The organism is Falsiruegeria litorea R37, assembly GCF_900172225.1.
Taxonomy (GTDB): Bacteria; Pseudomonadota; Alphaproteobacteria; order Rhodobacterales; family Rhodobacteraceae; genus Falsiruegeria; species Falsiruegeria litorea.
This window is the reverse complement of sequence record NZ_FWFO01000002.1, coordinates 158706-172122: the sequence shown is the minus strand read 5'-3', so window position 1 is coordinate 172122 and position 13417 is coordinate 158706. Positions and strand designations below refer to the sequence as shown.

Here is a 13417-nt window from a genome sequence, read left to right as displayed (position 1 = left end):
TCCGCAAAGTGTGTGGTGAGCAGACCTTAGTTTGGCCGGGGGCACAGTCTGGTTTGTCCCGCATAGCGGCCGTTGCTCAGAGCCATACCAACGCCTGCTTTTGGGAAATTATGTTGCTCTCGAAGAAATCTTCGGGTGGAAACGCTCACAAAGCCTGTCACCTCAGGGATGTTCCAGAGGCGTTTCGACATTTGTCGCATGGGTTGGCGGCTCGCCGTCCACTTTTGATTAGGCTCGCAATACCGCGCCGGGGTTCATGATGCCCAGGGGGTCGAGGGCGGTTTTGATCGCCCTCATCGCCGCCAGTTTGGTCGGGTCGCCATAGCGTTCCAGATCCGCCGCCTTGAGTCGCCCGATGCCATGCTCGGCACTGATCGAGCCGCCCATCTCGTGCACCAGGTCATGCACGATGCGGGTCAGGTCGGCGGCCATGGGCTTGTACGTGTCACGAGACTGCCCCTTGGGCGGGAAGATATTGTAGTGCAGGTTGCCGTCGCCCGCATGGCCAAAGGCGTTGATGCGGAAATCACCCTTCGCTGCGAGGCGCTTACCCGCCTCGGCCACAAACTCGGGGATTAAAGAGATCGGAACAGAAATGTCGTGGCTGGCGATGGACCCTATCAGGCGGTTGGCCTCGGGAATGTGCTCGCGCACGGTCCACAGCTCATGCCGCTGCGCCTGTGACTGCGCGATCACGCCGTCCAGCGCCAGGTCTTGCTCTACCGCCTGTTCGAACAATTGCTCCAGCATCTGCGCGGGGTTCAGCCCGGCTGCCAGGCCCAGTTCGATCAACACGCACCATTCGGGCGGCTCGGCAAAGGGTTGGCGGACGTCTGGCAGCACCTCGGCCAAAAACTCCAGCCCTTGCCGATGGATCAACTCAAAGGCGCTGACGCCGTCGCCCACGATCGCGCGCGCCAATGCGAGCAGATCCAGCGCCGCAGCAGCAGACGGCACCACGATCATCGCCGTGCCCTGCCCCACCGGCACCGGTGACAGTTTCAGCGCCGCCGCCGTGATGATCCCCAGCGTCCCCTCGGCCCCCACCAGCAGGTTGCACAGGTCATAGCCAGTGTTGTCCTTGCGAAGCCGGGTCAGGCCGTGCCAGATCTCGCCGTTGGGCAGCACCGCCTCAAGCCCCAGACACAGATCGCGCGCATTGCCATAGCGCAGCACATTCACCCCGCCTGCGTTGGTCGACAGGTTACCGCCGATGCGGCAGGACCCTTCGGCAGCCAGAGACAGGGGGAACAGCCGGTCCTCGGCTTCGGCCGCAGCCTGAACATCGGCCAGCACCGCGCCCGCCTCGGCCACCAGTACATTCTCGGTCGGATAGACGCCCCGGATCGCCGACATGCGTTCCAGTGATATCACCAGCGGTGCAGGCCCATCCCAGGCCACCTGCCCGCCCACCAAACCAGTGCCGCCGCCATAAGGCAGAACCGGCACGCGTGCCTCTGCTGCGGCTTTGACCAAGGCTGATACCTGATGTACGTCGCGCGGCAGGGCCAGAACCCCTACTTGCCCTTCTCGGCGACCGCGCGGGTCTTGGGCATAGCGTGCCTCAGCCGGGCGCAGCACATCTTCGGGCACAAGGGTGCTCAACCGCGTTGCAAATGCCTCATCCGCCGCGTTCAAAGTCATGCCAATCCTCAAGAGCTAGTCGTCAGGTTCAATCAGGTATTTGGGCTCGAGCACGATCACCGTGGGGCGGTCGGGCAAGGTTGCCAGGGAAACCTCTATCTCGCTTATCCAGTCGCGCCGCACATCGAATTCTTCGCGTATTCCGACAAGAAACGCCCCAAGCGTATAGTCGCCAAACCAATGCATGGGAATAACAATCGACGACTTGAGCCGATTGATCACCTTGATCATCTCCGGCAGCGCAAGTGTTGACCCCCCGTCCACTGCCGCCATTACCACGTCGAGCCGACCAAGGGCGGCAAACTGTTCGTCGCTTGGCATGTGATGCAGGTGGCCCAGATGGCCGATACACAGCCCCTCGACTTCGAACACAAAGATCGAATTGCCCTTTGGTTCGACCCCGCTGAATTGCGAGCGGATGTCGGTCGAGACGTTGCGGATCAGCATCTCGCCCAGATCCAGATGATGCTCGATCCCCTCGCCAAACGGCCCCCACCCATTGAGGGGGTGTTTGATCGCCGGGTCAGGAAAGGCGGTCCAATGGGTTTCATGGGCATGGTTCATGGTGACCACATTGGGGATCAGACCGACATTGCCGATGAAGCCCGTGAAATCGGTCACAGCGCTTAGCCCGCCATGGGTCTGCAACAGAAACGAAGCATGGGCGATATAGCTGATCCGGACGGAATACTTCGGTACGGGATCTTGCCAGCTGGCCTTGTGCAGATATTCAAGACCGGGCGCGGCATCTGCGATTGCAATACAATGGCTCGGCCGCCGCTCCTGCGCACCCGCAACTGCCGCCACCAAACTCAAGATCCCTGCCAAAATCCACCGCATGTGCGAAGTCTAGCGCAGATGAGCCTCAAGTCACCCTGTTCTTCACCCTTTTGGAAATACTCTGGGGTTTGGGGTGAAACCCCAATCAACCAACGTCGGTTTTCCCACGCCGGTCGCTGCGCAGCGAGGCGTACAAAACATGCGTCCGCCAGCGCCCTCCGATCTGCAGATAGGATTGCGCCACGCCTTCGTATTTGAAGCCCGAGCTTTCAAGCAACCCGCGAGAGGCCGCGTTTTCGGGCAGACAGGCCGCCTCGATCCGGCTGAGGTCGAGCCGTGCAAAGGCGTAATGCAGCATCGCACCGATGGCTTCGCGCATAAAGCCTTGGCGCGCATAGGCCTGACCGGTCCAATACCCCAGCGTGCCCGCCTGTGCAGGCCCGCGTCGGATGTTGTCCAGCGTGATCGCGCCCATCAGGCGGTCGTCCTCGCGCCGGAACAGAAACAGTGGGATCGCAGTGCCACCCGAGACCGAGCGTTGCGCCCAATAGACCCGGTTGGTGAAGGCCTTGCGGGTCAGGTGGTCGGGGGCCCAGCTGGGCTCCCACGGGGTCAGGTAGGCCTCGCTGGACCGGCGCAAGGCGGACCATTCGCGAAAGTCCGAATGCACCGGCGGGCGCAGGCTCAGACGTTCGGTCTCGATCTTCAGCTTGCGCTTGGACAGAAGCATCAGGCGGCGCGCCTCTGCTGCAACTCCTCCAGCGACGGCGCCGCATCAACCGGGCCATAGACCGCCAGCGCTGCGGGGGCGCGGACGGCCATCTGCTCGGCAAAGGCGCGCACATCGTCCGTGGTGACCGCATCGATCCGGGCGACCGTATCCTCAAGCGAGGGCACCTCGTCCCAGATCTGCACCAGGCGGGCCAGACGTTCGGCACGATTGGAGGGGCTTTCCAGTCCCATCAGCATCCCGGCCTTCATCTGGGCGCGGGCGCGGGCGACCTCTTGATCCGACATGTCATCAGCGGCGCGCTTCATCTCATCAATGGTGATCCCGGCCAGTTCCGCGACCTGCTCGCCAGACGTGCCGGCATAGATCGTGGTGGCGCCAGTGTCGGCATAAGCGCCGGTCTGGGCAAAGATCGTATAGCACAGGCCACGGGTTTCGCGGACCTCCTGGAACAGACGGGACGACATGCCGCCGCCCAAAGCGCTGGAATAGATCTGCGCGGTATAGATCTGGTCGTCGCGATAGCCGGGGCTTTCCAGGGCCAAAGCAAAATGCGCCTGTTCCAGATCCTTGAGCTGCCGTGCCTCACCGCCGGTGAACCGCGCAGCGTCAGCGATCAGGCCCTTGCGGGGTTGCAGGTGGCCAAACATCTCGGTCGCCAGTTTGACCAGCATGTCGTGGTCCACGGCACCGGCTGCGGACAGGATCATCTGCTCGGGGCCATAGTGCTCGGCAACAAAGCCAGACAGATCCTCGCGCGTGAAATTGCTGACCCGCTCGGTTGGCCCCAGGATAGTACGGCCCAGGGGTTGGTCGCGATAGCTTTCTTCCTGCAGCCAGTCAAAGATCACATCGTCGGGCGTGTCCGCCGCCTGACCGATTTCCTGCAGGATCACGCCGCGCTCGATTTCGATCTCTTTGGGATCAAAAACCGGGTTCATCACGATGTCGCCAATCACGTCCATCGCCAGCGGCACGTCGGCCTTGAGCACGCGGGCATAGTACGCCGTCACCTCGCGCGAGGTGTAGGCGTTGATATAGCCACCCACATCCTCGATCGCCTCGGCGATCTGCAAGGCGCTGCGCCGTTTGGTGCCCTTGAACGCCATATGCTCAAGGAAATGCGCGATGCCGTTCTGCTCGATGCGCTCGTGACGGGCGCCTGCGGCAACCCAGATCCCGATCGAGGCCGATTGCAGCCCCGGCATATGTTCACTGACGATCCGGAAACCGTTGCTCAGTTGGTCCTGTCTTACTGTCACTTGGCGATATGCTCTTTGATATGGGATTGCAGGACGCCCAGATCATTGGCAACGCGGGTCATCCGTTCCGAGCGTTCATATAGATCAGACATGCGAGAGGGAAGAGGCGGATGTACACCGCTGGCCTCTTCGACCGCTGCGGGGAACTTGGCCGGGTGTGCGGTGGCAAGGGTGATCATCGGGATGGCGGCGTCGCGTTGCGCCTCGCCCACCATCACACCAACAGCCGAGTGCGGGCAAAGCAGCTCGCCACTCGACGCCAGTGTCGATTTGATCGTCGCCAGTGTCTCGTCTTCACTGACGCGGCCCGAGTCGTATTGCTCACCCAAGGCTTCCATCGCGCCTCGACTGACCTCGAACCCGCCACCGGATTTGAGTTCATCCATCAGCTGCGCCACGGCGTTGCCGTCGCGGCCATAGGCAAAATACAACGCGCGCTCAAAGTTCGAGCTGACCTGAATGTCCATCGACGGGCTGATCGAGGGGATCGTCTCGCCCTTGTGATAGCCCTGCCCGCTCAGGCAGCGGTGCAGGATGTCGTTCTGATTGGTCGCCACGACCAAACGGTCGATCGGCAGGCCCATCTGCTTGGCGATGAAGCCTGCAAAGATGTCACCAAAGTTACCGGTGGGCACGGTAAAGCTGACCTTGCGGTGCGGGGCCCCCAGCGAGACGGCAGAGGTGAAGTAATAGACCACCTGCGCCAGCACGCGCGCGATGTTGATCGAGTTCACACCCGCCAGTTTGACGCCATCGCGGAAGCCGAAATCGTTGAACATCTCTTTCACAGCCGCCTGGCAGTCATCGAAATCCCCATCCAGCGCCAGCGCGTGGACGTTGCTTTCCTGCGGCGTGGTCATCTGGCGGCGCTGCACTTCGGACACCCGCCCATCGGGGAACAGGATGAAGACGTCGACCGCATCGAGGCCCTTGAATGCCTCCATCGCCGCCGAACCGGTGTCGCCCGATGTGGCACCAACGATGGTCACGCGGTCATTGCGACGTTTCAGGGCCACCTGAAACAGCTGACCGATCAGCTGCATTGCGAAGTCTTTGAACGCCAGCGTGGGCCCGTGGAACAGTTCCAGCAGGTAGTGGTTTTCGTTGAGCTGCACCAAAGGCGCGCGGGCGTCATGACCGAACACTGCATAGGCGCGGTCAATGATGGCGCGGAACTCATCACCCGAGAAGCTGTCGCCCACAAAGGGGCGCATGACGCGGTAAGCAACCTCTTCATAAGATTTGCCTGCGAGGTCGGCGATCTCGTCCTTGGTCATCGTCGGAATTTCGGCGGGCACATACAGGCCACCGTCGCGCGCCAGGCCGGTCAGCATGGCTTCTTCGAATGTCAGCTCGGGCGCTTGGCCCCGGGTCGAGATGTATTTCATCGCTCTCTAGCTCTCTGTACGGGCGCGGGTGCGCCACAGGAAAAACACGCTCATGGCGGCCCAGACCAGGGCGAGGCCAAACCAAGTGATGGCGTATTGCAAGTGATCGTTGGGAATGCCGCTGGTGTCGACCGGCAAGGGCGTCACATTCGGGTCGGTTTTGGACTTTGCGATCAGCAGAATGGGATCGGTGCCCAAAACGACCGAGGCCATGTCGACCTCGCGCGCGAACCAGATCTCTCCCTCGACGTCCGGTTCGGGGGTATACTCGTCGACCTCGTTCGGCCAGTGCAGGTTGCCAGTGATCGTCATCGGACCAATGGCGCGGGGGGTGTTCTTGTCGTCCAGCGGGACAAAGCCGCGGTCGATCATGATCACGCGGGTGCCATCATCAAACGGGGCAAGGATGCGGTATCCGGGGCCAACGCGTTTGACCGAGACAAGAACGTGGATTTCCCCCTGCAACATCGCTCCGGTCACGGTGACCGGCAGATAGCGATCACGCTCGCGGTCGATCTGATCAGGGACGGCGACGGGGTCGGCGGCAATGCGGGCCTCGATCTCGGCCAGCACGCCCTCTTTCCAGGCCAGGCGCTGCACCTGCCAGGTGCCCAGATACAGCAGAACCCCGAGGCCCGCGGCCACGATGATCAGCAGAAAGAGGAAACGGCCCATGATGTGCCCTGTGCGCGCGTGGTGATACGAAAACAGCGCCCGGGACCTGCCCGCGCGCTGTGCTTGTTACGTGTTGTCAGCCGTTTTGCAACCGCTCGACGCCCCTAATTACAGAACCGATTGGCCCCAGAGGTAAACGGCGAAGAACAGGAACAGCCAGACAACGTCAACAAAGTGCCAGTACCAGGCGGCGGCCTCAAAGCCAACGTGCTGTTCGGGGGTGAAGTCGCCCTTGCCCGCACGGGCCAAGCAGACCAGCAGGAAGATGGTGCCGATCAGAACGTGGAAGCCGTGGAAACCGGTTGCCATGAAGAAGTTCGAGTAGAAGATGTCGTCGCCGAACTTCCAGCCTTCGTGGGCCAGCAGCTCGTAGTATTCGAACGCCTGCAGGAAGGTGAAGAAGACGCCCAGGACAATGCCGATTGCCAGACCCTGAATCAGGCCCTTGCGGTCATTGTCATGTGCCAGCGCGTGGTGGGCCCAAGTGACGGCGCAGCCCGAGAGCAGCAGAACAACGGTGTTGATCAGCGGCAGGTGGAAGGCGTCGACAACATGGATGTCGGGCTGAACGTATTCAGTGCCAGTGTATTCCTGCATCGGGTACATGGCGTGTTTGAAGAACGACCAGAACCACGCGAAGAAGAACATGATTTCTGACATGACAAACAGGATGAAGCCATAGCGCAGACCGATGCGCACGACCTTGGTGTGATCGCCGATACGGCTTTCTTGCACCACTTTGGACCACCAGTCGTACATGGTGTAGAGCACCAGAACCAGGCCGCCCCAGAACATGTAGGGCGTGATGCCGTGCATCCACAGCACAGCGCCGAACAGCATGATAAAGCCGCCGATCGCGCCCAGCAGAGGCAGGATCGATGGCGGTAGAATATGGTAGTCGTGGTTTTTAGCGTGTGCCATTTAAGTGTCCCTCACCTAGCGGCTTAGTTCGTTTGATTGTCTGCTTTTGTATCAAGGGCGGCGTAGCCCTCGGGCAGATCAATTTCGTGGAATGTATACGACAGCGTGATCGTATGCACATACTTGGCTTCTCGATCCTCGACAATTTCGGGATCGACAAAGAAGGTCACGGGCATTTGCACCCGTTCACCTGGTTGCAGCACCTGTTCCTCAAAACAGAAGCACTGAATCTTGTCAAAATACCCACCAGCGGCATAGGGCGTCACGTTGTAGGACGCCTGCCCTGCAACGGGACGGTCGGTGGGGTTGTAGGCCTCATAAAACGCCAGCCCGGTCTCGCCGATGCGCACCTCCATGGTGCGCTCGACGGGCTTGAACTCCCACGGCATGTCGCGGTCTTTGGAGGCGTCGAAGCGAACCTTGATGGTTTGGTCCAGAATGGTGTCAGACCCGGTTTCGGCCACGCCCGTGACGCCGCCAAATCCGGTGACCCGGCAGAACCAGTCATAAAACGGCACCGAAGCCCAGGCCAAGCCGCCCATCAGGACAACCACACTAACGGTCTGAAGAACCGTTTTTTGAGGACCGCTCATCGCCATCAGTTCTGCACCTGCGTGTTGGGGACCATCTGGAAATCACCGCGCGAGACCTTGACGATGGTCAGGCTGAACACGATCACGATGAAAGCGGCCAGCGTCAGGCCAACGCCCAGGTTGCGGCCAAAACGACGGCCGTGCAGTTCATGCTCTTTGCGCAGGCTCATGACCAGCCTCCCAGACCATAGGGTTTCAGGACGGCTTCGACCAGGATCGCGCCAAAGTGAAGGAACAGGTAAAGCAGCGAGAGCTTGAAGAAGCTGCGCTCGACCTTGAAATTGTCGGCCTCGGAGTCGTCCTCGTTGCGGCGTGAGATCTTCCAGGCGCCGTGCAGGAACATGGCGTTCATGACCGCAGCCACCACCAGATAAGTCGGGCCACCGATGTCCGAGAACGCGGCGCCAACGGCCAGCAGGGCCAGCAGCGCGGTATAGACCAGGATGTGCACGCGGGTGGCGCGGCGACCGTGGGTCACGGTCAGCATCGGCACGCCCGCATCGTCATAGTCCGAGCGCATGAACAGCGCCAGCGCCCAGAAATGCGGTGGGGTCCACATGAACACCAGCGCAAACATCAGCCAGGCTTCGACCGCCATCGAACCAGTTGCAGCGATCCAGCCGATCACGGGCGGGAACGCACCCGCCGCGCCACCGATCACGATGTTCTGCGGGGTCGAGCGTTTCAGCCACATCGAGTAGATGACGACGTAGAAAAAGATGGTGAAGGCCAGGAACAGGCCGGCAAACACATTGGTCGCCAGCGCCAGCATGATCACCGAAAGACCCGACAGTGCCAGACCAAGGCTCAACGCCTCGCCTTCCTGCACTTTGCCCGACGGGATCGGACGACCTTTGGTGCGTTTCATCACGCGGTCGATGTCCGCATCCCACCACATGTTCAGCGCGCCAGACGCACCGCCGCCAATGGCAATGAACAGGATGGCGCAGAAACCGATCACCGGGTGTACGGACACCGGTGCCGCCACCAGACCCACAAAGGCGGTGAACACGACAAGGGACATCACGCGCGGTTTCAGCAGCGCGAAGTAGTCGCCAAAGCTGGCCTCGTCCTCATAGCCTTGGGTCTGGCTCTGGGTGCTGGCGTTGATGCTTGCGTCGGTCATCTTGGGTCCTTCGGGGGCGAAAAATGCGCCGCGTGGCGCACCTTACTTGTCACGTTCGGGTGCGTCGGGGTGTGCAGGACACACCCCATCCGACTTAGTTCGAGGCGACCTGATAGGCCTGCGGAACGCCCGCATACTCTTCGATCGCGCCCTTCAGCCATTCATCATAGGCCTCTTGGCTGACCACTTTGACGGTGATCGGCATATAGGCGTGGTCCTTGCCGCAAAGCTCGGAACACTGACCGAAGTAGATTCCTTCTTTGTCGGCGTTGAACCACAGTTCGGCCAGACGACCGGGAACCGCGTCCTGTTTCACGCCAAAGGCCGGGATGGTCCACGAGTGGATCACGTCGGCACCGGTCACCTGCATCACGACAGTTTTGCCAACGGGCACAACAACGGCGGTGTCGGTGGCCAGCAGGTATTCGTCCTGGCTGTAACCGGCGTCTTCCAGACCTTCACGGCCCAGCATGAAGCTCTCAAAACCGAACTCGTGATCGACATACTCATAACCCCAGTACCACTGGTAGCCTGTCACCTTGATGGTGATGTCACCTTCGGGGATTTCCTGCTGGTTGAACAGCACCGGCAGGCTGAATGCGCCGATGAACACCAGGATCAAGATCGGACCAATGGTCCACAGAATTTCGATCGGCGTGTTGTGGGTGAACGACGACGGGTTGGGGTTGGCGCGGCGGTTGAAACGCAGGATCACGTAAAGGATCAGCCCGGCAACAAACACACAGATCACGGTGATAATGATCAAAAGCAGGTTGTCCAGCCACTGCAATTCTGAGGCCAGACCGGTTGCTGCGGGCTGAAAGCCCATGGCGCCGTCGACGGGCTTGCCGATGATTTCCAGATCTTGCGCCGCGGCGGGCAGGCTGAGAAGTGTGGCAAACAGCCCCGTAAGCGTGAAAAGGTTTTTCATTTCGTGTCCTGATCGTTTGATCTTTTTGTCCCTGACGGGGCACGGTGAATCAAAACGCACCGCTCCCATTGTCTTTGTCGACGCTAAAAATCATATTCCGGGTGGCAGATAAAGCAAAATGCTTGCGTCAAACAGACGCTATTTTTGATCTGGATCAAATGAACGAGGCCCCGCGCATGTCCCAGGACACCTTTCGACCTTTTGAAACCGTTCTTCCCATGGATGACGCCCTGTCTGTCCTGCAAGGGGCAACCGATGGGGCCGATGACGGAGAAGTCTTTGTAGAGCGGCGAAAATCCGAATCCCTCGTGTTTGATGACGGGCGGCTGCGGTCGGCGTCATATGATGCGTCCGAGGGGTTCGGGCTGCGCGCGGTGCAGGGGGACGTGACCGGCTATGCCCATTCGACCGAGGTATCGATCCCCGCGATGAAACGCGCGGCGGAAACCGCGCGCCTTGCCGTGGGCGGCGGCGGCGGCACCCTGGCCGAGGCCCCTGCCCGCACCAATACACATCTATATACGGACGCCGATCCGATCGAATCTGCCTCCTTTCCGGTCAAGATCGAGACGCTGCGCGAGATCGACGCTTTTGCCCGCGATCTGGATTCGCGGGTGGTTCAAGTGTCGGCGTCGCTGGCCGCGTCGTTGCAGGAGGTCGAGATTCTGCGCCCCGACGGGGTGCATGTGCGCGACGTGCGCCCGATGACCCGCGTGAATGTGTCCGTGATCGTGGAGCAAGGTGGCCGTCGCGAATCCGGCAGCGCCGGGGGCGGCGGACGTGTGGGGCTGGACGGGTTGATTAACCCGATGGATTGGCAGGCCAAGGCGCGCGAGGCCCTGCGGGTGGCTTTGGTAAACCTTGAGGCAGTCCCTGCGCCCGCAGGCGTGATGGAGGTGGCGCTTGGCCCCGGCTGGCCCGGCATTCTGTTGCACGAGGCCATCGGTCACGGGCTGGAGGGGGATTTCAACCGCAAGGGCAGTTCGGCCTTTGCAGGGTTGATGGGACAGCAGGTGGCCGCCAAGGGGGTGACCGTGCTGGATGATGGCACCATCCCGGACCGACGCGGCTCGATCACCGTGGATGACGAGGGCACGCCATCGAACAAGACCACGCTGATCGAAGACGGCATTCTGGTGGGATACATGCAGGACCGGCAGAACGCGCGGCTGATGGGAGTTGACCCCACCGGCAACGGGCGGCGCCAAAGCTATGCCCACAAACCGATGCCACGCATGACCAACACTTATATGTTGGGCGGCGATGCCGACCCGGCCGATCTGGTGGCGCAGATCAAGGATGGCATCTGGGCCGTGGGTTTTGGCGGCGGTCAGGTGGACATCACCAATGGCAAGTTTGTCTTCTCCTGCACCGAGGCGTATCGCGTCGAAAACGGCAAGATCGGCGCACCTGTGAAGGGTGCGACCCTGATCGGGGATGGGGCTTCGGCACTCAAGCGCATTCGGGGTTTGGGCAACGACATGGCGCTGGATCCCGGCATGGGCAACTGCGGCAAGGACGGCCAATGGGTGCCCGTGGGCGTTGGCCAGCCCACTGTGCTGATGGACGGGCTGACGGTGGGCGGCTCGGCCGCTTGATTCGCTAGATGCCGTTCAACACGGCCCAGGACAGGGGCTTTAGGCCCCTGTTTTTTATGGTCATTAACGCTCATCCGAAAAATTTCGGAAAAAACTATCGAGAATTTGCGTTGATTCACGAGCTGTTAACCCCGTCCGCGCTAAACCGGTTTTGCAACAAGGCGGAGCACAGGATGACCGAGGAACAGCATTCTTCCAATCACCCCCCACTCCCACCCACCACGGAAGAGGATCGGTTTTCGTGGCTCCGTCTTTTGCGCTCGCGACGGGTCGGGCCGACAACGTTTCGGCGGCTTCTGAGCGAGCATGGCAAAGCGCAGAACGCGCTTGCCGCGTTGCCCGAAGTGGCGCGCGCTGCCGGCGAAGAGGACTATGAAATCTGTCCGGCCGGCGTCATTACTGCAGAGCTCAAGGCCGCAAAGGCCGTCAAAGCGCGGCTTTTGTGCCTGGGCGATGCTTTGTATCCCGAATTTCTGGCCGACATCTCTGATGCACCGCCGCTGTTGTGGGCGATTGGTGATCTGTCGATCCTGCAACGCCCGATGATCGCGATGGTCGGTGCCCGCAATTGCAGCTCGTTGGGGGCCCGCATGGCTCGGGCGCTGGCGCATGATCTGGGGGCCAAGGACAATGTGATCGTGTCGGGGCTGGCACGGGGTATTGATACGGCGGCGCATCTGGCGTCGCTGAAGACAGGCACCGTGGCCGTGATGGCAGGTGGAGTCGACGTGATCTACCCGTCAGAGAATGCCGGTCTGGCCAATGATATCGCGCAGCAAGGGCTGCGCATTTCGGAACAACCGATGGGCATGCGCCCACAGGCGCGGCATTTCCCACGCCGCAATCGGATCATCTCTGGCATGTCTCAGGCCGTGGTCGTGGTCGAGGCCGCCGCCAAATCCGGAAGCCTGATCACGGCGCGCGACGCGCTGGATCAGGGACGCGAGGTTCTGGCGGTGCCAGGCCACCCCTTTGATGCGCGCGCTGCAGGCTGCAACATGTTGATCCGCGACGGGGCACAGCTGGTGCGCAATGCCGATGACGTGATTGCCGCATTGCCGATGCAGGAACCCGAACAGTTGGCCCTGGATCAGGTCCTGCAAGAGGCCCCGCGCCCTGCGCCAAAACGCAGCTTGCAGGAAACCGCGCAGCTGCACACCCAGATCCTAAACCGATTGGGACCATCACCCGTGGCCGAAGATCAGTTGATCCGCGATTTGCAGGCCTCGGCCGGAGATGTAGGCCCTGCGCTGGTGGATCTGGAGCTTGATGGCAAGATCAACCGGCAGGCGGGCGGATTGCTGTCATTGGCGCACTGAAGGTTACAACCCCTGACAGACCTCGGGCGTCACAGGACGCCAGATCGCGCAATATTCTGATGCGGCCCACCAGACATCTGTCGCCCCCATCGACCACTGCACAGCAACCCAGACGCTGCCGGATTTTTGATAGAGCACATGAAACCGCAGGCCATCGAGTTCCTCAAAACTCAGCGCGCCGCGCCGGTAAGCTGGGGTGGAGTACAAATCAATCGCAGCACCACCGGGTCTTTGCGGCGACAAAGCCCCATAGGCGACATCGCCTTCGACCCGCAGCTCGTTCACCACAAATTGCACTGGCGCGCCCAACTGCCATTCGACCAGCGGGCGCACGGCACTCATCAGATCGCTGCGGGTTTGGCTGCCGCGTGCGGGTTCTGTCCAGGCCTGCGCAGACGCCGCCAGCAGTACCCATATCACCAATGCCCAAACCGCACGCATCCCTGCCCC

Annotated in this window: 14 protein-coding genes; 2 read left to right on the top strand and 12 right to left on the bottom strand. The window is 61.2% G+C overall.

The window, feature by feature from the left end; genetic code table 11:
* Window positions 1-228: 228 nt before the first annotated feature.
* From TRL7639_RS14420 to coxB, 11 genes are all read right to left on the bottom strand, one after another.
* Window positions 229-1644, bottom strand: a complete 1416-nt coding sequence (locus tag TRL7639_RS14420) for an FAD-binding oxidoreductase (RefSeq protein WP_085796569.1) — start codon at window positions 1642-1644, stop codon at window positions 229-231.
* Between the two features lie 15 nt (window positions 1645-1659).
* Window positions 1660-2484 carry an MBL fold metallo-hydrolase gene (locus TRL7639_RS14415; protein WP_085796568.1) on the bottom strand — a complete coding sequence of 275 codons (825 nt, stop codon included), beginning with the start codon at window positions 2482-2484 and terminating at the stop codon, window positions 1660-1662.
* Window positions 2485-2569: 85 nt separating this feature from the next.
* Complete coding sequence (locus tag TRL7639_RS14410) at window positions 2570-3154, bottom strand: GNAT family N-acetyltransferase (RefSeq protein ID WP_085796567.1); 585 nt, start codon at window positions 3152-3154, stop codon at window positions 2570-2572.
* Entirely contained in the window at window positions 3154-4416 is a 1263-nt protein-coding gene (locus tag TRL7639_RS14405; protein ID WP_085796566.1) for a M16 family metallopeptidase, read from the bottom strand. Before TRL7639_RS14405 ends, TRL7639_RS14410 begins: the two co-directional genes overlap by 1 nt.
* Window positions 4413-5804 (bottom strand): threonine synthase, encoded by a 1392-nt coding sequence (gene thrC / locus TRL7639_RS14400; protein ID WP_085796565.1) that lies wholly within the window; start codon window positions 5802-5804, stop codon window positions 4413-4415. The genes TRL7639_RS14405 and thrC overlap by 4 nt, the downstream gene beginning before the upstream one ends.
* Window positions 5805-5810: 6 nt before the next feature.
* The gene (locus TRL7639_RS14395) at window positions 5811-6479 is read right to left on the bottom strand and encodes an SURF1 family protein (protein WP_085796564.1); all 669 of its coding nucleotides are present in this window, start codon (window positions 6477-6479) and stop codon (window positions 5811-5813) included.
* A gap of 108 nt (window positions 6480-6587) precedes the next feature.
* Window positions 6588-7400 carry a cytochrome c oxidase subunit 3 gene (locus tag TRL7639_RS14390; protein ID WP_085796563.1) on the bottom strand — a complete coding sequence of 271 codons (813 nt, stop codon included), beginning with the start codon at window positions 7398-7400 and terminating at the stop codon, window positions 6588-6590.
* 23 nt (window positions 7401-7423) lie between these two features.
* Entirely contained in the window at window positions 7424-7999 is a 576-nt protein-coding gene (locus TRL7639_RS14385) for a cytochrome c oxidase assembly protein (protein WP_085796562.1), read from the bottom strand.
* The gene (locus tag TRL7639_RS23125) at window positions 7999-8163 is read right to left on the bottom strand and encodes a cytochrome c oxidase system small membrane protein (protein ID WP_165759820.1); all 165 of its coding nucleotides are present in this window, start codon (window positions 8161-8163) and stop codon (window positions 7999-8001) included. The genes TRL7639_RS14385 and TRL7639_RS23125 overlap by 1 nt, the downstream gene beginning before the upstream one ends.
* Window positions 8160-9119 (bottom strand): heme o synthase, encoded by a 960-nt coding sequence (cyoE, locus tag TRL7639_RS14380; RefSeq protein ID WP_085796561.1) that lies wholly within the window; start codon window positions 9117-9119, stop codon window positions 8160-8162. Before cyoE ends, TRL7639_RS23125 begins: the two co-directional genes overlap by 4 nt.
* A 94-nt stretch (window positions 9120-9213) precedes the next feature.
* Window positions 9214-10050, bottom strand: coding sequence for a cytochrome c oxidase subunit II (gene coxB, locus TRL7639_RS14375; RefSeq protein ID WP_085796560.1), 837 nt, complete (start codon window positions 10048-10050; stop codon window positions 9214-9216).
* Between the two features lie 176 nt (window positions 10051-10226).
* On the opposite strand from coxB, the gene tldD reads away from it, so the two are divergent.
* Entirely contained in the window at window positions 10227-11648 is a 1422-nt protein-coding gene (gene tldD, locus TRL7639_RS14370; protein ID WP_085796910.1) for a metalloprotease TldD, read from the top strand.
* Window positions 11649-11821: 173 nt separating this feature from the next.
* Window positions 11822-12967, top strand: a complete 1146-nt coding sequence (gene dprA, locus TRL7639_RS14365; protein ID WP_085796909.1) for a DNA-processing protein DprA — start codon at window positions 11822-11824, stop codon at window positions 12965-12967.
* A gap of 3 nt (window positions 12968-12970) precedes the next feature.
* On the opposite strand, the gene TRL7639_RS14360 is transcribed toward dprA, so the two are convergent.
* Window positions 12971-13408: a hypothetical protein gene (locus TRL7639_RS14360; RefSeq protein WP_110647150.1), complete on the bottom strand. Its 438-nt coding sequence runs from the start codon at window positions 13406-13408 to the stop codon at window positions 12971-12973.
* Window positions 13409-13417 lie beyond the last annotated feature (9 nt).